Genomic DNA, 19,342 nt, shown 5'->3' with positions numbered 1-19,342 from the left:
TCCTCCGGCCCGGCGGAGAGCAGGTCAGCCGGCCTCGCGCGGTGCCGGATCCGACTCCTCGTCGAGGAACAACCGCACGCTGGGGTGGGTTCGCAGCGCGGTCCCCGGGAAGTCCGGCCCGATCGGTCGCGCCAACGTGTCGAGCACTGCCTGCCTCTTCGCCGTCCCCGGCACGGACGCGATCAGCCGGCGCGCGTTCAGCAACCTCGGGATCGTCACCGTCACCGCCTGGGTGGGCACGTCCTCGATGCCACCGAAGTGCCCCTCGTCGACCTGCTGACGCCGGCTGGTCGGGTCCAGCGCGACCACCTTCGCCGCGCGATCGTCATCGAAGTCGGCCGGCGGGTCGTTGAAGGCGAGGTGCCCGTTGACCCCGAGTCCGAGCAGGACGACGTCGAACGCCTCGTCGCCCATCAACGCCTCGTACTGCCGGGCCGCCCGCTCCGGGTCGGCTCCCGGAGCCACCGGCCGGAAAGTTGCCTTAGGCACCTGATTCAGGAACGCCGACCGCAGCCAGTTCGCGAAGACCTGCGGCGCATCGGCAGGCAGTCCGACGTACTCGTCCATGTGGAAGCACTCGACCATGCTCCACTCGATCCCCGGCTCGAGTGCGAGGGCGGCCAGCGTCTCCGCCTGGCTCGGCGCGGCGGCCAGCATGATCCGGGCCCGGCCGGTCCGCTCGATCGCCTCCCTGATCGCGGTCGCCGCACACGACGCCGCCGCGCGTCCCAGCGCGGCCCTGGTCCGGTAGACCCCGAGGTCCGGAGTGTGGTCGATCCCGACGGTCATGCAGTTACCCCTCACTGGTCGTTCACAGGACGTCGAAGGCCGCGTGGATCGCGGCGTCGGTGACGATGGCGAAGGCGTCGACCGCCGGGGCCGTCAGCACCCGGCCACCCAGATCACCGAAGGCCTCGGCGGGCTCGGCAGAGTTGATGACGAGTGCCGCGATCTGCTGCGGGACATCGACCACAGCACTCTCGACCTCCTTGCGCTGCTGGGCCAACGGTACTGTGCCGGCACAGAAGACCGGGAGCAGTTGCTCACCCGGATGACGAGCCGCGACCCGCGCGAGCGCGCCGGGTCCGAGCGGTTCGGCATCGAGCACCATCTGCAGTCCGCGGCGAGTCCCCAGCTCGGCGAATCGCCGGGCCAGCTCGGACTCACCGACGACTACCAGCCTGGTCTCCGGCGACAGGGCCGCCGTACCGCGATCCGCGTGCAGCGACACCGTGCTCGCTCGTCCCGGATCGCTCCACTCCAAGGGCTGGTCGAAGCCGCCCGCGCGGTCCTCGTCGATCAGTTCCGGGATCTCGCCGTCAAGTCCGATCAGGGACCGGGCGAGCAGCAGCCGCCGGACGCTGTCGTCCACCTCGGTCTGCAGGAGCGTGCCGTCCGCGAGCGCCTCGAGCAACCGCTCGATGATCCGCGGCGCCTCGGCCGCCGGGCACTTCACGTTCGCCACGTCCGCACCGGCCCGCAGCGCGAGCACCGCGGCATCGGCCGGATCGTGCCGCCGGGCGATCGCGTCCATCCGGAGCGCGTCGGTGACGATCACCCCGTCGAATTCCAGTTCCGTACGCAACCAGTGGCGGTTCACGGTGGCGGACAGGCTGGCCGGCTCGTTGATGCCGAGCGCCGGCAACTCCAGGTGAGCGACCATGATCGCCGCCACCCCGGCGGCCACGGCGGCACTGAACGGCGGCAGGTGGATCTGTTCGTGCTCCGCGCGGCTCCGGTTCACCCGCGGCAGGTCGAGATGGCTGTCCACACTGCTGTCGCCGTGTCCCGGGAAGTGTTTGGCCGTGGCCAGCACACCGTGCTCCTGGTAGCCCCGGATCTGGGCCGCCCCGAGGGCACCGCTCAACCCCGCCGGTACGCCGTACGCGCGGACCCCGAGAATCGGGTCGTCGGGCACCACGACCACATCGACACACGGGCTGAAGGTCCAGTGGTATCCCAGGGACCGGGCTTCCCTGGCACCCTGCGCGGCGACCCGATACGCGAGTTCGGCGTCGCCGGCCAGGCCGATCCCCCGCGGGTAAGGGAAATGCGTTCCGCTGCTGCCGAGCGCGTAGGCGACGCCGGACTCCAGATTCCCGCTGATCAGGGCCGGTGGCAGCCCGGCGTCGGCGCAGAGCCGGGCCACCTCGTTGTGGTAGCGGGCCGCGGCCGACGCCGGCAGGTCGATGCCGAGCGTGTGCAGCACGCCGACGCCGAGCTCCAGCGCGTGCCGGGTGGCGTCGTCGGGGCGGCCGGACTCGATGCCGGGGACGACCAGGAGTCGCTGCGCCAGCTTCTGCGACGGAGTCAACCGGCTCAGTTGGTCGTCGATCCAGCGCGCGGTACGGCCGGTGGGCGGTCTTGGCATCACACACGTCCTTGGCAAAGGTTTGCACTGACTGACAGAAAGAACAGGATCCGAGTCGGCGGATCCTGTTGACCACAAGATGTTGCCAGCCTACTGTGCCTCTACGGTTTGTCAAAGGTTTGCACAGATCACTCGACGCTCATCAGCATCGTCCTCGGAGGCCGCCATGACCGCGTTGCAACGAAGCCCCTGGTTCACCGCCGTCGCCGTCGGCGCGGCCCTGCTGCTCAGCAGTTGTGGCCTCGGCGGTGGCAGCACCACCGGTGAGGTGGAGGTGGGCGGCGAGGTCAAGGGGACGATCAGGTTCCAGACCATGCAACTGTCGCCGACCTTCGACAAGTACCTGTCCGGGGTGGTCGACGCCTTCGAGGCGGCCCATCCCGGCACCACCGTCGAGTGGACCGACATCCCGGCCGACGCCGCGGCCCGCAAGACCAGCGCGGACGCCATCGCGGGCACTCTGCCGGACGTGCTCGACCTCGACATCGCCACCCTCGCGCCGCTGGGCCGCAAGGGCCTGGTCGTCGACATGGCCAAGTCCGCGAGCGATCTTCGCGGTGGTTACGTCGCCAGCGCCTGGGATTCCTTCGCCCTCGGCGACACCGGCGCCGCGGCCCTGCCGTGGTACCTCAACACCCCGGTGCTCATCTCCAACCAGGCAGTCCTGCGCAAGGCCGGCCTGCTGGGCAGCCCCGAGCCGACCGGATACGACGACCTGCTCGCCCGATCCGCCCAGATCGCGAAGTCGGCCGGCGTGGCCGGCTTCCAGCCGACCGGGAGCAGCTTCTCCAGTTACCTGCTCACGGTCGGCGCGCCACTGGTCGACGCCGACTCCACCAAGGCCGTCGTCAACACTCCGGAGGCGGTGGCCTTCGTGCAGAAGCTGGCGGAACTGTACAAGACCGGCGGCATCCCCCGCGACAGCATCACCGCCAAGGACCGCAGCGAGATCGAGACGTTCTCGGAAGGCAAGACGGCCTACCTGGAGTCCGGTGGTTCGCGTCTGAAGATCATCAAGGAGAACTCACCGGCCACGTTCGCCGAGGTGGCGGTCGGCAAACCGCTCGGCGACGCCACCAAGCGCACCTGGCTGGTCGCCCACGGCCTCGCGGTACCGAAGAGTTCCGGCAACCTGCCGACCGCGCTGGCGTTCGCGAAGTTCCTCACCTCGGCCGAGAACCAGCTCGCGCTGGCCAAGCAGTCCAGCGTCTTCCCCAGCACCACGAGCTCGCTGCAGGACCCGTTCTTCGCGATCGGTGACGGCGATCTGACCGCCACCGCGCGGCGGATCGCCGCCGCCAGTCTGCGCGACGGCAAGACGATCGTGCAGCCGCCGGCCGCGGACTCGGAGTACGCCGCCGCGCTGTGGTCGGCGGTGCAGCCCGCGATCCTGGGGAAGAGCAGTCCCGCCGAGGCCTTGGCTGACGCCGAGGCGAAGCTCACCAAGATCCTGCAAGAGCGTCAGCAATGACGGCACTGGCAACGGAGCCGCGGGTCCGAACACAGGCACGGCGTCCGGAGCCGCCGCCGCGACGCCGGCACCGCTGGTTCGTGCCGCTGCTGTTCGTCGGCCCCGCCCTCGTCCTGCAGCTCACCTTCCTGTTCCTCCCACTGGCCAACACCTTCGTCCTGGCGTTCACCAACGCGAGCACGATCGGCGGTGGCACCTTCACCGGCCTGGCCAACTTCACCGAACTGATGTCGGACACGACCTTCTGGCACGCGGTCGGCCGTACCTTTGTCTACATGCTGGTGGCAGTACCGGCGCTGGTGATCATCTCGACCTGCCTGGCCGTACTGGTCAACACCAGACTGCGGGGTACCGCGCTGGTCCGGCCGCTGCTGTTCTCCCCGATGGTCCTTCCACTGGCCGTCATCGCGGTCGTCTTCCAGTACCTGCTCGACTCCGACGGCCTGGTCAACCAGATCCTGGCAGGTCTGCAACTGGTCAGCGAGCCCGTACCGTTCCTCAGCGACCCCGATCTGGCCCTGTTCAGCCTGACGGCGGTGACGGTCTGGAAGGGCTGCGCCCTCTACACCCTGATCACCCTCGCCGCGCTGCAGAACGTCTCGGCCGAACTCGACGAGGCGGCCCAGCTGGACGGCGCGGGCTGGCTGCGGCGGACGGTCGGCGTCACCCTGCCGCAGATCAGGGGGACGACGGTGATGATCGCCATCCTGGCCGCGATCGCCACCCTGCGGGTCTTCACCGAGCCCTACATCATCACCGGCGGCGGGCCCGGCGACTCGACCCAGACGATCGTGGTCTACCTGTTCCAGAAGGGGATCTCGCCCGGCACCGACGCGGGGTACGCCTCCGCGATCAGCCTGGTCCTGTTCGTCTTCGTGCTGACCGTGTCCAGCATCAGCTGGCTCATCTCCCGGAAGGCCCGCGCATGACCACCGGCACCGCACGCGAGAAGCTGATCCGCTGGCCGTTGATGCTGATCGCCGTCGCCACCGTGCTCGGACCGCTGCTGTGGCAGGTCAGTACGGCGCTGAAGGGCGCCGGCGAGTCGACGGTCGGCTTCCCCGGGACGTTGCTGCCGCAGGATCCGACCCTGGACAACTTCGTCACCGCCTTCCGCCAGATCCCGTTGCTGCGCTACGTGCTGAACTCGGTGGCCATCTCGGCGATGGGAATGGCCACCACCGTCGTACTGGCGACGCTGACCGGCTATGCGCTGGCGCGGATCGCGTTCCGCGGCCGGAGCCTCTACACAACGTTGCTGCTGGCAACCGCCGTGCTGCCGTTCGAGGTGATCCTGGTGTCGACGATGCTGGTCACCCGCGGTCTGGGACTGAACGACACGCTGCTCGGGGTGGTGCTGCCGCAAGCCGTCTCGATCGTCGCCATCTTCGTCATGCGGCAGGCCTTTCTGCGGATCCCGAACGAGCTGGCCGAGGCCGCTGCCATCGACGGTGCCGGTCCGTTCCAGGTCTTCCGGCACGTCATGCTGCCGTCGGTCCGCGGCTCGCTCGCCGTCGTCACGGTGCTCGGTTTCCTCGACTCCTGGGACCACTTCATCTGGCCGCTGGTGATCCTGAGCGACCCGGCGAAGTACCCGGTGAACGTCGGCGTCCAGTACCTGTCCGGCACCTTCTCGGCCGACCAGCGGGTGATCTCGGCCGCCGCGATCGTGGTGATGATCCCGCCGCTGCTGGTCTACTTCCTGATGCAGAAGCAGGTGTTCAGAGGACTGTCCGAGGGAGCGCTGAAGGGATGACGACCACCAGGCCACCGGCCGTCGCGCTGGCCGGTACGTCGGGCTACGGCCGGCGGCATCTCGACCAGTTGCTCGGCTGGCACGCCGCCGGCCGGATCCGCCTGGCCGCGCTGGTAGACCTCGACTTCTCCCCCGAGACCAGGCAACTGGTCGCCGCGGCCGGAGCTGATCCGGTACTGACCCACAGCGTCGAGGAAGCGCTCGACCGCCGCGATCTCGACCTCGCAGTGGTGGCCACGCCACCACACACCCACTTCCCGATCGCCCGCACCGTACTGCGCAACGGCCTCGCCCTCTACCTCGAGAAGCCGCCGGTCCCGCTGCTCCAGCAACTCGACGAACTGACCGCGCTCACCCCGGTACGCCGTACCGAGGTCGGCTTCCAGCTCGCGCGCGCCTCGATCGAAGCGTTCGAGGCGGTGCTCGCCACCGGAGCGGTCGGCGAGGTCTCGCGCATCACCGCGCACGGCTGTCTCGCCCGCCCCGATGCCTACTACGCCCGCAACGCCTGGGCCGGCTCCTGGTTCGCCGACGGACAGCCCGTTCTCGACGGGCCTCTGTTCAACCCACTCGCGCACATCGTGCACACCGCACTCACCCTGGCCAGGCGGATCGACAGCACCTGGACACCCGAGACGGTCCAAGCCGAGCACTACGCGGTGCACTCGATCACTGGCGACGACATCGGCGCCATCCGGGTCCGCTCGTCGTCCGGGCCGGAGGTGCTCGCCGTCGGGACCACCGTGGCGGACGTCGTACAGGAGCCGGCTGTCACCGTGCACGGCTCGCGAGGCCACGTCATGATCCGCAATCGGGACGGCCGCGGCTTCACGGTGATCGACGGCGTCCGGGCCGACCTGCCTTCGCTCAGCAGACCGGCCGAGCCGCTGCTGGTGGCCGTCGAAGACCTCGACGGCCGGCCGGATCCCGTCATCGATCTCGCTGCGGTCCGGCCCTTCGTCGCGATCGTCAACGCGGCCGTCGAGGCAGCGGGGCGGCCGCACGGCATCTCGCGACTCGGGCAGGTACACCGAACCGGCGACGTCTCGACCCGGACCCTGCCGGGCCTGTCCGGCCTCGTCGACCGGGTCATCGCCGCTGGTAGTCTCTTCAGCGAACTGGGCGTGGCCTGGGCCTGCCCGACCCCACCGCTGGACCTTCGGGGCTACACCGGCTTGTCCCACCCCGAGTTGGCGTGGCCGTCCGTGCACCAGGAGACGAGATGACTGCGCGAGCCCGACCGGCGACACTCAAGGACGTGGCCGAGGCCGCGGGCGTCTCGATCTCGACGGTCTCCCGGGTCTTCTCCAGCCCGGGCCGGATCTCGCCGGAGACCTCACACCGGGTCCGCGAGATCGCTCGCCGGCTGCGCTTCACCCCGAACGTGATGGCCCGCTCGCTGATCACCGGGACGTCGCCCAACATCGGGCTGGTCGTGCCGGACATCTCCAACCCCTACATGACCACGCTGCTGAAGGCCGCCCAGAAGGTGTCCCGGCAGCACGCGACCGGCATCTTCGTCGCCGACACCGACGACAGCGCCGACCTGGAGCGGCAGGTCTGCGAGCAGTTCGCGCAGCAGAGCCGCGGCGTGATCCTGTGCGCGCCCAGGATGAGCGCGTCCCACATCCGCGAGGTCAGCGAACTGGTCCCGCTCGTCCTGGTGAACCGGGTGGTCGAAGGCATCCCCAGCGTCTCCACCGACTCACGAGCGGCGCTGCGGGAACTGCTGGAGGAGCTGGTCGCGCAGGGACACCGCCGGATCGCCTACCTGCCCGGCCCGGCCGGATCCTGGTCGAACAAGCAACGCGCCAGGACCGTTGTCGAGCGGGCCCGCGCGCTGGAGGTCGAGCTGGTCCGGCTCGACCCCACGGCCGGCATCCACGCGGACGGCGTCGCTGCCGCCGCCAGAGTGCTCAAACTCGGCGTGACCGCGGTGATGGCCTTCGACGACGTCCTTGCCGCGGGACTGGTCGAAGGCCTGCGCCGCGCGGGCAAGTCGGTGCCCGACGACGTCAGCGTCACCGGCCACGACGACATCCTCTCGGAACTCGTCCATCCCGGTCTCACCACCGTCACCGGGCAGAGCGACCGGGTCGGCCAGCTGGCGATCGGCCGGCTGCTGGACGAGGCCGGCTCGAACGAAGCGGTCGGAGTCAAGGCCACCGTCGTACGCCGGAGGTCGACCGCTCCACCCCGGCCCGTCTGACCAGCTCTTTCTCGCGCCTTCTCCTCACTGGCGCTCACCTTGGCGTGCAAACGTTTGCACATAGTCGACCCGCGAAGGAAAAGGGGATCGCATGTTCAGTTCACCGCCCATCAGCCGCCGGACCCTGCTCGCTGCAGGGGCCACGACAGCCCTGGCAGCACTGACCGCGCCACTGACCATGCCACTGACCGCCGCCGCCCGCCGCGGTCCCTGCAACTACGACGGCGTCGTACTCCAGGACTCACCGGCCGCCTACTGGAGACTGGCTCAGCCAGGCGGCGGGACGGAGGCCTCTCTCGGCCAGGTATCCGGACTGACCGGCAGTTACGCCGGCACGCGGAGTACGACGACCCTCCCGAACGGCGACGCGGCCACCGCCTTCGACGGCGCCACCGGCTACTTCCAAGTGGCGGACCACGCGGCCCTCAGCCCTGCCACCACAGGAGTCTTCACGCTGGAAGCCTGGATGAGGCCGGACGCCCTCGAGTTCCCGAACCAGCAAGGCAGCGGCTACGTGCACTGGATGGGCAAAGGCGAGGCCGGACAGCACGAGTACGTGTCCCGGATGTACTCCCGGACCAACACCGAGAACCGCCCCAACCGGATCTCCGGCTACTCGTTCAACCTCACCGGCGGCCTCGGCGCCGGCTCGTACTTCCAGGACCCGGTCGCGGCCGGAACGTGGATCCACTACGTCCTGGTCATCAACGCCGCCACGAAGAGCACCACCTACCCCAACGGCTACACCAAGATCTACCGCGACGGCGTACTGCGCGACCAGGACGACCTGAGCATCCAGGGGCAGATCATCGTGCCGGCCCGCGGCTCCGCCCCCTTCCGCGCCGGTACCCGCGACCTCGGCTCCTTCTTCCAGGGCGCGATCGGCAAACTCGCCGTCTACCCCAAGGAACTCACGCCCACCCGGATCGCCGCCCACCACACCGCGATGGTGCCCTGATCCTCCGCGAGAGCCGTACCATACCAAACAGTATGGTACGGTCCTGCGCATGGTGACGAAGATCGACTGGCTCGACGCCGGGCTGAAGGTGCTGGCCGACGAGGGCTCGCCCGCGTTGACGATCGAGCGGCTGACGACCGAGCTGGGATTGAGCAAGGGCTCCTACTACCACCACTTCAAGGGCACCGGCGGTTTCCGGACCGCCCTGCTCGAGCACTTCGAGAACAGCTTCACCACCCGGCTGATCGACACGGTCGAGCGGCGGCCCGAGGCCGATGCCGCGACCAAGCTGACCGAGTTGATGGAGCTGGTGCTGGCCGACGCCGACAGCGTCCGCCTCGAGATCGCAGTACGGGCGTGGGCTCTGCAGGATCCCGAGGCACGGGCGGCGCAGGAGCGCGTCGATCAGGCCAGAATCGCTTATCTGCAAGAGCTCTGCCGTGGGATCAGCTCGATGAAGGAACCCGATCACCTGGCCCGGCTGCTCTATCTGATCCTGATCGGCGCCGAGCAGATCGTCCCACCGGTCCCAGGCGCCGAGTTGCGCGCCCTCTACGCCACCACGCTGACCCTGGCGACCGGCGAACCGTTCCTCAGCTGAGAAGGAGCCACCGATGCCGGCCCCCACCGACCTGCCCGAACTGACCGACCTGCTTCCGACGGCCGACGTCATCGACGTGAAGACCGTCACCGGCGCCGTCACCCTGCGCCAGTTCGTCGCCGGCGCCCTCGGCAACGGCTCCGTGCCTGGCCGGGCGCTCTTCGCCATCCGGGTACCGATCGCCCGGCTGCTGCGCCTGGAGATGGCCGGCATGCCGGCGAAGACGAAGCTCCGCCCCGAGGAGGTCCCCTTCACTCCGGGCGAACCGCTCTCGTTCTTCACAGTACTGCGCGGCGAGGAGGAGCACTATCTCCTCCTCGAGGTCACCGACAACCATCTGGTCGCCCACCTGGCGATCATCGTGGACGACTCCGGACCGGTACGCCGGTTCAAGGTCGTCACCCTCGTGCGCTACCTGCGCAAGGCAGGCCGGCTGTACTTCGAGCTGATCCGCCCCTTCCACCACATCGTCGTGCGAGTCATGTGCCGCTCGGGCGTGCGCGGATCACTCCCGCCCGCCTAGCAAGGAGATCGGGCGCACCCGGGTCGCCGTCCACGCCGTACCGGCCGCTGTCGCGCCGACGACGACGAGCGCCCCGGCCAGGATGAGGGCGATCAGCCGCCAGGGAACGGCAAGGACGACGACGCCGTAGGTGTTCGCCGTACCGGAGGCGACGCCGGCCAGTGCGGCCGCCGCGACCACGCACCCGAGGAGTACGCCGATCAGGACGACGGTCAGCGACTCGACCAGCGCCACCAGAACCACTTGGGCTCTGGTCAAGCCGGCCATCCTGGCGAGTGCGAACTCGCGACGCCGGTCCGCTGCCGCCATCACGATCGCGTTCACCACCGCGACCGCGGCGTAGACGCCCGCCAGCCCCATCAGGACCGCGAAGATTCCCGTGTTGCCGCTCTGCTGGGCCTTGCCGCGGTCTTCCGCCCAGTCGGCGATCGACTGCGCCGTGCCACCCAGACGCCGCGCGACCGCGGCGCGATCATTGCCGTCAGCAACCTTGACGAGAGTCTCCGTGCGGCCCGCCGGCGTCAACGCGTGGGGAAGGTAGAAGTTGTCGCCGACGTCCAGCGTCTCAGGCAGGACGGCAACCACCGTCAGCTTGGTCACCCGTTTGCCGATGGTGGCCGTGAGCACCGATCCGAGCTTGTACCCGTCAGTGCTCATCCCCGGTCCGATCGCGATCGTCGAGCCGGTGAGCCGGTCCAGCGATCCCTTGCGCGGCCGGAGCTTGTGGGTCTGCTGCCACGCGGCCGGGTCGATGCCGATCGCTTCGGAGTACACCGTGGAACCCTTGCGCCGAACGGTGATCGGCACGGTGGTCTGCCGCGACGCGACCGCGATGTCCGCCGCCGGAGCAACCGGGCCTCCCACCACCAGGTCGGCCGTGACGAGTTGCCGTTGCTCCTCACCGACAGCCTTGGCGAGCGAGCCGAAGGTGCCCCACAGACCGACCAGGAGACCGACCAGCACGATCAGCGGAGCCGCGGTCGCGGAGCTGCGCCGTACGGCATGGAGAACGTTGCTACGAGCAAGATCCGCGACCAGACTGCCGCGCAGGACCAACGCCGGAAGGCGCCCCACCCAGGGAACGGCGATCGGACTCAACTGGCTCAACGCGACCGAACCGCTGACCATCACCAGCAACGCGATCATCAGTCCCGCGACGAGATCGCCCGCCGCCTGCCCCACGATCACCAGCAGGACGGTGAACCCGGTGGCTGACAAGCCCCAGAACCACCGCCACCCGGTCATCACCGGCCGGCTTCCGGGAAGATCCGACAACGCCTCCAACGCGGTGATCCGTGAAGCTCGCCAGGCTGCTGCGAAGACGCCGACCAAGGCGGTGCTCACGCCGACGATCGCAGCGGCGTACAGGGCGCCAGGATCCCATGGTGCATGGAACCAGAAAGGCAGCATCCCCAACGACATGAGCAGTTCGGACTGCGCGTAGGTGCCAAGCACGCCGATCGGTACGCCGGCAGCGGTGCCCAGTACTCCGAGCAACGCGGCCTCACCGAGCAGCATCAGCCGCAGGCTCCCCCGTTGCGCTCCGACCAGCCGGAGCAACGCGAGTTCCCGGCGCCGCTGCACCACAGTGAAGCCGAACGTCGTACTGACGATGAACACGGTCAGGAACACCGCAAGCATCACCGTCATGCCGAGCAGAGTGGCAGCACCCGCGTAGCCGTCCCGGATGCGTGCCCGCTCGACCCCAGAGAGTCCAGCGGGCAATTGCGGTTGCCCGGTCGCCGCCATCACCTGCAGCGACGACTGCACCAGCCCGACCCCGAGCGCCACCGCGACCACAGCGCCGGCGAACATCTGCCACCGGTCCCGGACTGCGCCTACAGACATCCTCAGCATGCCCACCAGCCAACAGCCGGACCGCGCCCGGCGCGCTACCTCACAAGCCCGTCTGCGGTAGCGCGAGCGCTACCTGAGGTGGGCCAGCAGGGCCGTGAAGTCCTGTTGGTCGTAGGTCCGGGCGCCGATCAAAGACTGCAGGAGGATGCCGTCCAGCGCCGCCACCAGCAGGCTGGCCTTCTGCGGATCGGTGGTGAAGTTGCGCGCGATCTGGGTGAGCGGCTCCAGCCAGGCGGCCGCTGCCTCCCGCAGCGCCGGACGCCGGGCAGCCAGCAGGCAGAGCTCGTACTCCGCCAGCGTGCGGCCGCGGCGATAGACCAGGCAGTGCTCGATCAACCGGGCCAGCTCGTCGGCCGGTCGCGCACCCATCTCGGTCACCCGTTCGTGCAGTTCAGCGGCGAGATCCTCGGCCGCCCAGGTCAGCGCGGCCACCAGCAGCTGGTCCAGCGAGGTGAAGTGGTACGTCGTCGACGCCAGCGAGACCCCCGCCTCCGCGGCCACCGCCCGGTGACTCACTCCTGCGACGCCGTCCCGCTCGATCACCGCGAGTGTTGCCGTCAGCAACACCACCCGCCGCGCCTCGCCGCGCACCCGCCGCCCGTCCACCATCGCGAGCCTCTCCGCCGCCCTGGCGCACGACGGTATCAGGACAGACGTACTGATTGTTTTTGACCCCGGAAATCGGCTGGATCCACTCCGGAGGCCGCCTACGCTTCTAGTCGTGACTGCTTCCGGACAGCCCCCAGCCACTCCCCCGAACGCTCCGATCAGCACCGCCCTGCGGCGCGCGCTGAAGCGGGCCGACGACGGCAAGACGCTCGACCCGGCCGAGGTCGAAGTACTGCTGTCGGCCTCGGGCCCCGCCCTCGAGCAGCTGATGTCGACCGCCGCCCGGGTCCGCGACCAGGGGCTGGCCGACGCCGGCCGGAGCGGGATCATCACCTACTCCAAGAAGGTCTTCATCCCGCTGACCCGGTTGTGCCGGGACCGCTGTCACTACTGCACGTTCGCGACCACACCCGGTCGCGTGCACTCGCCGTACCTGAGCCCCGACGAGGTCCTGGAGATCGCCCGCCAGGGCGCCGCCCTCGGCTGCAAGGAAGCGCTCTTCACACTCGGCGACGCTCCCGAGGATCGCTGGGACGCCGCCAGGAAGTGGCTCGAAGAGGCCGGCTACGACAGCACCCTGGACTATGTGCGGGCGATGTCGATCCGGGTGCTCGAGGAGACCGGCCTGCTGCCGCACCTGAACCCCGGCGTCATGTCCTGGCAGAACCTGCAGCGGCTGAAGCCGGTGGCGCCGAGCATGGGCATGATGCTCGAGACCACCTCGCGCCGGCTGTTCGAGGAGAAGGGCCAGCCGCACTACGGCTCGCCCGACAAGGATCCCGACCTCCGGCTCCGGGTGCTGGAGGACGCCGGCCGCTCCAACGTGCCGTTCACCACCGGCCTGCTGATCGGCATCGGCGAGAACCTGACCGAGCGCGCCGACTCGATCTTCGCGCTGCGCCGGATCGCCCGCCAGTACGGCGGCATCCAGGAGGTCATCATCCAGGGCTTCCGGGTGAAGCCGGACACCGCGATGCGCAACGACGCCGACGTCCCGCTGGACGAGTGGCTGGCCGCGATCGCCGCCACCCGGATCGTGCTCGGTCCGCGGATGCGGGTCCAGGCCCCGCCGAACCTGGTCGACCTCGCCGAGGCCCGGCTGCTGCTCGACGCCGGCGTCGACGACTTCGGCGGCGTCTCGCCGCTGACCCCCGACCACGTGAACCCCGAGCGCCCGTGGCCGCAGATCGACGACCTGGCCAAACTCACCGCGGACGCCGGATTCACCTTGCGCGAAAGGCTGACCGCGCACCCGGAGTACCTGCGGGAACCCTGGCTCGACCCGCGGCTGATCTCCCACGTCGAGGCGCTCGTCGACCCCGAGACCGGGCTGGCGAACGAGGACGCGTACCCGAAGGGCCTTCCCTGGCAGGAGCCTGACGGCGGCTGGGACAGCGTCGGCCGTACCGACCTGCACACCGCGATCGACACCGAGGGACGGCGCACGGAGACCCGCTCGGACTTCGACGCGGCGTACGGCGACTGGGATGTACTGCGCGAGGACGTCGCCGCTCGTCGAGCCGGCGAAGCCGCCGGCGGCTTGAGCGCACCGGAGCGGATCGCTGCTGAGACCAAGGCGGCGCTGGCTGCCGCGGAGCGGGATCCCGCCGGCTTGTCGGACGCTCAGGCGTTGACGTTGATGACGGCAACGGGTCCGGCCCTCGACCACTTGGCCCGGATCGCCGACGACCTGCGCAAGGCGACCGTCGGCGACGACGTCACCTACGTGGTGAACCGCAACATCAACTTCACCAACGTCTGTTACACCGGCTGCCGGTTCTGCGCGTTCGCCCAGCGCCGGACCGACGCGGACGCCTACTCGCTCTCGATGGACGAGGTCGCCCAGCGGGCCGAAGAGGCCTGGGTGATCGGCGCCACCGAGGTCTGCATGCAGGGCGGCATCCACCCCGACCTGCCCGGTACGGCGTACGCGGACCTGGTCCGGGCGATCAAGGACCGGGTCCCGCGGATGCACGTCCACGCCTACTCGCCGATGGAGATCGTCAACGGCTCGGTCCGCACCGGCCTGTCGATCGAGGACTTCCTGATCTCGGTCAAGGAGGCCGGCCTGGACAGCATCCCGGGCACCGCGGCGGAGATCCTGGACGACGACGTGCGCTGGATCCTGACCAAGGGAAAGTTGCCGACGGCAAGCTGGATCGAGGTGATCACGACCGCGCACCAGGTGGGTCTGCCGTCCAGCTCGACGATGATGTACGGCCACGTGGACGCACCGCACCACTGGGTCCAGCACCTGCGCACGATCGCCGAGGTGCAGGACCGGACCGGCGGCTTCACCGAGTTCGTGCTGCTGCCGTTCATCCACACCAACTCGCCGATCTACCTGGCCGGGGTGGCCCGCCCGGGTCCGACGTACGACGAGAACCGCGCGGTGCACGCGATGTCGCGGATCATGCTGCACGGCCGGATCGACAACATCCAGTGCTCCTGGGTGAAGCTCGGCACCGACGGGTGCGTCGCGGTCCTCAACGGCGGCGTGAACGACATCGGCGGCACGCTGATGGAGGAGACGATCAGCCGGATGGCCGGCTCCCAGCACGGTTCGCGCAAGTCGATCGAGGAGCTCACCCAGATGGCGACCGCCGCGGGACGCCCGGCCCGGCAGCGGACCACGACGTACGGCGAGATCGCGCAGAGCTCGCCGACCGAGCTCGAACTGGCCTAGACCTCGACCCAGCAAGGGTTTTTCCCGAAGTACTGGTCCCCAGATGTCAACCAGTACTTCGGGAAAAAGAAACGCCGACCGCGTCGGGCGTCGGTCACCACCTCACTGGCGACCGGCGCCCCGGCGACACGGCCGGCGTTCTGCTTTGCCCCGAGAGGGCGAGCGGCCCGAAGCAGGAGGATCCACAACTCGTTCCGTGACCGGCAGGGGAGGTAAAGTCCGGTCGCGGACGGGAGTGGTGGTTCCGCCTGAGCCTTTGCCGGCGACCCGTCCGTCGCTGACAACAGAACGTTGTCACGGCGTGGCACAGCGCCGCCAGCAGCGGGCTCCAACATTTGCATTGATCTAGGACAGAGCCACGCTGCGTAGATCTGTCGTCGCTGTCCGTACTCACTGGTAGCGAGTTGCCGCGGAAGTTGCCTCACGCAACAACAATCCAGCGCTCAACCAGATTCGGCGCCGGGCTCCCCGATTAGGGGGCCAAGGCAACGATCAGTACGGGTAGGTGTCGTCGCGACGGGTCGGGTCCAGGTCCCACAGGGAGAACTCGACCACCTTGTGCGACTCCTCGCCGCCGGCCGGGGTGAGGCCGACGGTGTCGTAGTCCTTGGAGCCGAGACCGTCGAGGTAGCCGAGCAGCTCGAAGGCCGAGCGGGCGTCCTCGATGTCGTCGATCACCTCGTCGTTCTGGGCCTCGTCCGCGCGGCCGCGGACGTAGGCGACGAACGCCTCCGGATCGGTCACCACGAAGTCGTAGCGCGCCTGGTAGCTGAGCCGGATACCGTTCTCCGGGATCAACTCCTGGTCGAGTTCGTCCATCTCGCCGCGCTCGACCATCTCACGGTAGTCGTCCGGGTCGTCGAAGTCGTCCGGTCCCAGCGGCAGGTCGTCCAGCTCGTCGGGATCGTAGGAGTCGATCCCGAGGAAGATGTCTCCCCAGCCCCGCTCGTGCACCGCGTCGGCGAGCACCCGGGCCTGGACCCGGACGTTCTCGATCGCGGTGGTGGCCCGCAGGTCGTGCAGGTCCAGGGCGTCGGCTTGCTCCAGCAGGACCTTCGCCAGTTCGCGGGCGGCCTCGGCGGCCGATGCGGGCTCAATCGGCTCACTCATGCTGAAACGGTACAACCATCGGCACCTCGACCGCCGCGCCCGGTACGCCGAACGCGTCCACCAGCTCCCCGGCGTACGGACGGACGGCGCCGCAGAGTTCGTTCACCAGCGCCGTGATCGCCTTCGACCGCGCGCCGGACAGCCGCCCGTGCTCGATGTACCAGGCCCGCTCGGCCTCGATCGTCGCGAGCGCGTGCAGGTCGTAGAGCTCCTTCAGCCGATCCCGCGCGGTACCTTCCGGCGCAGCCTGTACGGCAGCCAGGAACGCCTCCAGCACCACCCGCTCGACGTGGGCCCGGCCGGCCGCGATGACATGGTCCTGGCACCGGTTGAACGCCTCGAACGGGTCCACCCCGTCGTCGATGCCGCGCTTCAGCCGCCGGGCCACGCCGGCCAGCATATGCTCCTCGCGGAACCTGAGCAGGCCGCAGTGGTAGGCGTCGTCCCGCAGCCCGGCATCCGGGTCGGCCAGGTCGTTGCGGTTCGGTACGGCGTCCCGCAGCCGCTCGATCAGGGTCCGCAGCGCGGTCTTCTCGACCGCGACCTCCACCGCCTGGCCGGCGATGAACCGGGCCATCCCGAGTGGGTCGAGCTTGCCGAACGACTCCCGGTAGTTGGTCAGCAGACCCTTGGCGACGAGTTGCAGCAGCACGGTGTTGTCACCCTCGAAGGTGGTGAACACATCGGTGTCCGCCTTCAGGGTCGACAGCCGGTTCTCCGCCAGGTAGCCGGCGCCACCGCAGGCTTCGCGGCACATCTGGATCGTCTCGGTCGCATGCCAGGTCCCCAGCGCCTTGGTGCCGGCCGCTTGCGCCTCCAGCGCGCGCTGGTCGTGTTCGCCCTTCTCGGCCAGCCCCTCGCCGTCACCGCCGAAGATCCGGACGAACTCGTCCACCAGTTCGGCCTGGGCGAAGTGCAGGGCGTAGGTGCGGGCCAGCAACGGCAGCAGCCGGCGCTGGTGCATCCGGTAGTCCAGCAGCAACGACTCGTCCGCGCTGCCGGGCGCACCGAACTGGCGGCGGCGATCGGCGTACCGGATCGCGATCGTGAGGGCCACCTTGCTCGCGTTGATCGCCGCGCCGCCGACCGAGACCCGTCCCTGCACCAGGGTGCCGAGCATGGTGAAGAAGCGCCGGTCCGGATTCTCGATCTCACTGCTGTAGTTGCCCTCCGCATCGACCTGGGCGTAGCGGTCCAGCAGCGCGGTGCGCGGGACCCTGACCTGGTCGAAGACGATCCGGCCGTTGTCGACGCCGTTCAGGCCCAGCTTGGCGCCGCAGTCGGAGAGCGCGACGCCGGGCAGCGGGTCGCCGTCCGGCGTACGGATCGGGACCAGCAGGCAGTGCACGCCATGGGTCTCGCCGCCGACCACGAGCTGTGCGAAGACCGCGGCCATCCGGCCGTGCCGGGCGGCGTTGCCGATGTAGTCCTTGCGGGCCGCCGCGGTCGGGGTGTGGATAACGAACTCCTCGGACGCCGGGTCGTACGTCGCCGTCGTCTGGAGAGCCTGGACGTTGGAGCCGTGACCGGTCTCGGTCATCGCGAAGCAGCCGAGCAATCGGCCCTCGATCGCGTCGTTGAGGTACTCGTCGTGGTGCCGGGCGGTGCCCAGGTGCAGGATCGCGCCGGCGAACAAGCCGAACTGGACGCCGGCCTTGATCATCAGCGACAGGTCCCCGAAGGCCAGCGTCTCGAACCCGGCCAGGAAGCCGCCCAGGTCGCCCTGCCCGCCGTACTCCTTCGGGAAACCGCGACCGGTGTGCCCCTCGGCGGTGATCTGCTGCAGCACCTCGAGCACTTTGTCCCGGTACTCCGCCCGGCTCAGCTCCAGTCCGGCGTCGAGCAGCCCGGCGTTCGCCGCCAGCCCGTCCCGGACCAGATCCCGTGCCGCTTTGTGCGGCCCGTCCAGATACTCCCGCAGCACCGTGCTCATAGGCCCAACCTATGCCGCGGCCGTCCGCTCAGCCGTAACGACGCTCACGTTGGCGGAGCGTAAGCGATATTCTCTGGCCGGGCGCGCATCTGCGGCGATAAGATGGTGTTCGTGCCGAATTTGCGGATCAGTGAGGCGTCCGCGTTGCTCGGAGTCAGCGATGACACCGTGCGGCGCTGGGTCGAACAAGGGCGGTTGCCCGCCGTTCAGGAGGGCGGGCGGATGGCGGTCGAGGGGGCTGAGCTGGCCGCCTTCGCGCAGCAGTTGGCGGAGTCGCCCGAGCCTGGCTCGACCACGGCGGCGTCGGCACGCAACCGGATGCGCGGCATCGTCACCCGGGTGGTGAAGGACGGGGTGATGGCTCAGGTGGAAATGCAGGCCGGTCCGTTCCGGGTCGTCTCGCTGATGAGCCGGGAGGCGGCCGACGAGCTGGGCCTGGAGCCGGGGGTGGTCGCCGTCGCGTCCATCAAGTCCACGCACGTCGTCGTCGAGATCCCGGAGGCGTGATGTTCCGTCGTACGGTCGCCGCCGCTCTGACCGTTGCCGCCGCCTTGGCCCTGGTGAGCTGCGGTGACGACGGCCCGGCAGCATCCTCGGGCACGATCACGGTTTTCGCCGCGGCCTCACTGACGGGAAGCTTCACCCAGCTCGGCAAGGACTTCGAGGCCGCGCATCCCGGCGTCGAGGTGGTCTTCAACTTCGGCGGCAGTTCGGCGCTCGCCACTCAGCTCAACCAGGGCGCGCCGGCCGACGTCTTCGCCTCGGCCGCGCCGAAGAACCTGGACGACGTGACCGGCAAGGGCACCGCCACCACGTTCGCGAAGAACAAGCTGGAGATCGCGGTCCCGAAGGGCAACCCCGGCAAGATCACCGGCTTGAAGGACTTCGCCGACCAGGACCGCAAGATCGCCCTCTGTGCCGTCGAGGTCCCCTGCGGCGCGGCTGCCAAGAAGGTCTTCGACGCCGCCGCCCTGACTCCCCGGCCGGACACCCTGGAGAAGGACGTCAAGGCGGCCCTGACGAAGGTCGGCCTGGGCGAGGTCGACGCGGCTCTCGTCTACAGGACCGATGTCCTCTCGGCCAAGGAGAAGGTGGACGGCATCGTCTTCCCCGAGGCCGACCGGGCGATCAGCACCTACCCGATCACGACTCTGACCAAGGCGAAGAACCCGGACGGCGCCAAGGCTTTCGTCGACTACGTCCTGTCCACCGAGGGCAAGGCAGTCCTCGCCTCGGCAGGATTCGAGACTCCGTGAGA

Annotated in this window: 17 protein-coding genes; 11 read left to right on the top strand and 6 right to left on the bottom strand. The window is 69.3% G+C overall.

The genetic code is table 11. The features are described from left to right. Positions 1 to 24: 24 nt before the first annotated feature. Positions 25 to 789: a 6-phosphogluconolactonase gene (locus tag OX958_RS04555; RefSeq protein ID WP_270135897.1), complete on the bottom strand. Its 765-nt coding sequence runs from the start codon at positions 787 to 789 to the stop codon at positions 25 to 27. Between the two features lie 22 nt (positions 790 to 811). Then, positions 812 to 2,371, bottom strand: coding sequence for a glycoside hydrolase family 3 N-terminal domain-containing protein (locus OX958_RS04550; protein WP_270135896.1), 1,560 nt, complete (start codon positions 2,369 to 2,371; stop codon positions 812 to 814). A gap of 166 nt (positions 2,372 to 2,537) precedes the next feature. On the opposite strand from OX958_RS04550, the gene OX958_RS04545 reads away from it, so the two are divergent. The 8 genes from OX958_RS04545 to OX958_RS04510 all read left to right on the top strand — a co-directional run bounded on the left by OX958_RS04545 (position 2,538) and on the right by OX958_RS04510 (position 9,889). Then, positions 2,538 to 3,842 (top strand): ABC transporter substrate-binding protein, encoded by a 1,305-nt coding sequence (locus OX958_RS04545; protein ID WP_270135895.1) that lies wholly within the window; start codon positions 2,538 to 2,540, stop codon positions 3,840 to 3,842. Further along, on the top strand, positions 3,839 to 4,771 hold the full coding sequence (locus OX958_RS04540; protein WP_270135894.1) for a carbohydrate ABC transporter permease: 933 nt from the start codon (positions 3,839 to 3,841) through the stop codon (positions 4,769 to 4,771). The genes OX958_RS04545 and OX958_RS04540 overlap by 4 nt, the downstream gene beginning before the upstream one ends. Next, positions 4,768 to 5,598, top strand: a complete 831-nt coding sequence (locus OX958_RS04535) for a carbohydrate ABC transporter permease (protein ID WP_270135893.1) — start codon at positions 4,768 to 4,770, stop codon at positions 5,596 to 5,598. Before OX958_RS04540 ends, OX958_RS04535 begins: the two co-directional genes overlap by 4 nt. Continuing rightward, entirely contained in the window at positions 5,595 to 6,824 is a 1,230-nt protein-coding gene (locus tag OX958_RS04530) for a Gfo/Idh/MocA family protein (RefSeq protein ID WP_270135892.1), read from the top strand. Before OX958_RS04535 ends, OX958_RS04530 begins: the two co-directional genes overlap by 4 nt. Beyond that, positions 6,821 to 7,807 carry a LacI family DNA-binding transcriptional regulator gene (locus OX958_RS04525; RefSeq protein ID WP_270135891.1) on the top strand — a complete coding sequence of 329 codons (987 nt, stop codon included), beginning with the start codon at positions 6,821 to 6,823 and terminating at the stop codon, positions 7,805 to 7,807. Before OX958_RS04530 ends, OX958_RS04525 begins: the two co-directional genes overlap by 4 nt. Positions 7,808 to 7,898: 91 nt before the next feature. After that, positions 7,899 to 8,765 (top strand): LamG domain-containing protein, encoded by an 867-nt coding sequence (locus OX958_RS04520; protein WP_270135890.1) that lies wholly within the window; start codon positions 7,899 to 7,901, stop codon positions 8,763 to 8,765. Between the two features lie 49 nt (positions 8,766 to 8,814). After that, a complete protein-coding gene (locus tag OX958_RS04515; RefSeq protein WP_270135889.1) occupies positions 8,815 to 9,366 on the top strand; it encodes a TetR/AcrR family transcriptional regulator in 552 nt (183 codons plus the stop codon). A gap of 13 nt (positions 9,367 to 9,379) precedes the next feature. After that, positions 9,380 to 9,889: a DUF2867 domain-containing protein gene (locus OX958_RS04510; RefSeq protein ID WP_270135888.1), complete on the top strand. Its 510-nt coding sequence runs from the start codon at positions 9,380 to 9,382 to the stop codon at positions 9,887 to 9,889. Here OX958_RS04510 and OX958_RS04505 read toward each other — a convergent pair. Beyond that, positions 9,872 to 11,737: an ABC transporter permease gene (locus tag OX958_RS04505; RefSeq protein ID WP_270135887.1), complete on the bottom strand. Its 1,866-nt coding sequence runs from the start codon at positions 11,735 to 11,737 to the stop codon at positions 9,872 to 9,874. The two genes, OX958_RS04510 and OX958_RS04505, sit on opposite strands and share 18 nt — an antisense overlap. Before the next feature lie 78 nt (positions 11,738 to 11,815). Beyond that, positions 11,816 to 12,355 carry a TetR/AcrR family transcriptional regulator gene (locus tag OX958_RS04500; protein WP_270135886.1) on the bottom strand — a complete coding sequence of 180 codons (540 nt, stop codon included), beginning with the start codon at positions 12,353 to 12,355 and terminating at the stop codon, positions 11,816 to 11,818. A gap of 112 nt (positions 12,356 to 12,467) precedes the next feature. Here OX958_RS04500 and OX958_RS04495 point away from each other — a divergent pair, with 112 nt between their 5' ends. After that, on the top strand, positions 12,468 to 15,041 hold the full coding sequence (locus OX958_RS04495; protein ID WP_270135885.1) for a bifunctional FO biosynthesis protein CofGH: 2,574 nt from the start codon (positions 12,468 to 12,470) through the stop codon (positions 15,039 to 15,041). A 492-nt stretch (positions 15,042 to 15,533) separates the two neighbouring features. On the opposite strand, the gene OX958_RS04490 is transcribed toward OX958_RS04495, so the two are convergent. After that, on the bottom strand, positions 15,534 to 16,151 hold the full coding sequence (locus OX958_RS04490; protein ID WP_270135884.1) for a hypothetical protein: 618 nt from the start codon (positions 16,149 to 16,151) through the stop codon (positions 15,534 to 15,536). Next, on the bottom strand, positions 16,144 to 18,084 hold the full coding sequence (locus OX958_RS04485; protein ID WP_270135883.1) for an acyl-CoA dehydrogenase family protein: 1,941 nt from the start codon (positions 18,082 to 18,084) through the stop codon (positions 16,144 to 16,146). Before OX958_RS04485 ends, OX958_RS04490 begins: the two co-directional genes overlap by 8 nt. A gap of 102 nt (positions 18,085 to 18,186) precedes the next feature. Between OX958_RS04485 and OX958_RS04480 the strand changes: the two genes are divergently transcribed. Then, positions 18,187 to 18,591, top strand: a complete 405-nt coding sequence (locus OX958_RS04480) for a TOBE domain-containing protein (RefSeq protein WP_270135882.1) — start codon at positions 18,187 to 18,189, stop codon at positions 18,589 to 18,591. Beyond that, the gene (modA, locus tag OX958_RS04475; RefSeq protein ID WP_270135881.1) at positions 18,591 to 19,340 is read left to right on the top strand and encodes a molybdate ABC transporter substrate-binding protein; all 750 of its coding nucleotides are present in this window, start codon (positions 18,591 to 18,593) and stop codon (positions 19,338 to 19,340) included. Before OX958_RS04480 ends, modA begins: the two co-directional genes overlap by 1 nt. The last annotated feature ends 2 nt before the right edge of the window (positions 19,341 to 19,342 follow it).

The organism is Kribbella sp. CA-293567, assembly GCF_027627575.1.
GTDB lineage: Bacteria > Actinomycetota > Actinomycetes > Propionibacteriales > Kribbellaceae > Kribbella.
The sequence above is the reverse complement of the archived record's forward strand: the minus strand, read 5'-3'. Positions and strand labels throughout refer to the sequence as shown.

Bases quoted from the DNA above. Each gene is read 5' to 3' on its own strand.
- OX958_RS04555 (WP_270135897.1), bottom strand. From the start codon at position 789: ATGACCGTCGGGATCGACCACACTCCGGACCTCGGGGTCTACCGGACC.
- OX958_RS04485 (WP_270135883.1), bottom strand. From the start codon at position 18,084: ATGAGCACGGTGCTGCGGGAGTATCTGGACGGGCCGCACAAAGCGGCA.
- OX958_RS04550 (WP_270135896.1), bottom strand. From the start codon at position 2,371: ATGCCAAGACCGCCCACCGGCCGTACCGCGCGCTGGATCGACGACCAA.
- OX958_RS04530 (WP_270135892.1), top strand. From the start codon at position 5,595: ATGACGACCACCAGGCCACCGGCCGTCGCGCTGGCCGGTACGTCGGGC.
- OX958_RS04535 (WP_270135893.1), top strand. From the start codon at position 4,768: ATGACCACCGGCACCGCACGCGAGAAGCTGATCCGCTGGCCGTTGATG.
- OX958_RS04500 (WP_270135886.1), bottom strand. From the start codon at position 12,355: ATGGTGGACGGGCGGCGGGTGCGCGGCGAGGCGCGGCGGGTGGTGTTG.
- OX958_RS04520 (WP_270135890.1), top strand. From the start codon at position 7,899: ATGTTCAGTTCACCGCCCATCAGCCGCCGGACCCTGCTCGCTGCAGGG.
- OX958_RS04505 (WP_270135887.1), bottom strand. From the start codon at position 11,737: ATGTCTGTAGGCGCAGTCCGGGACCGGTGGCAGATGTTCGCCGGCGCT.
- OX958_RS04480 (WP_270135882.1), top strand. From the start codon at position 18,187: ATGGTGTTCGTGCCGAATTTGCGGATCAGTGAGGCGTCCGCGTTGCTC.
- OX958_RS04525 (WP_270135891.1), top strand. From the start codon at position 6,821: ATGACTGCGCGAGCCCGACCGGCGACACTCAAGGACGTGGCCGAGGCC.
- OX958_RS04510 (WP_270135888.1), top strand. From the start codon at position 9,380: ATGCCGGCCCCCACCGACCTGCCCGAACTGACCGACCTGCTTCCGACG.
- OX958_RS04490 (WP_270135884.1), bottom strand. From the start codon at position 16,151: ATGAGTGAGCCGATTGAGCCCGCATCGGCCGCCGAGGCCGCCCGCGAA.
- OX958_RS04545 (WP_270135895.1), top strand. From the start codon at position 2,538: ATGACCGCGTTGCAACGAAGCCCCTGGTTCACCGCCGTCGCCGTCGGC.
- OX958_RS04515 (WP_270135889.1), top strand. From the start codon at position 8,815: ATGGTGACGAAGATCGACTGGCTCGACGCCGGGCTGAAGGTGCTGGCC.
- modA (WP_270135881.1), top strand. From the start codon at position 18,591: ATGTTCCGTCGTACGGTCGCCGCCGCTCTGACCGTTGCCGCCGCCTTG.
- OX958_RS04540 (WP_270135894.1), top strand. From the start codon at position 3,839: ATGACGGCACTGGCAACGGAGCCGCGGGTCCGAACACAGGCACGGCGT.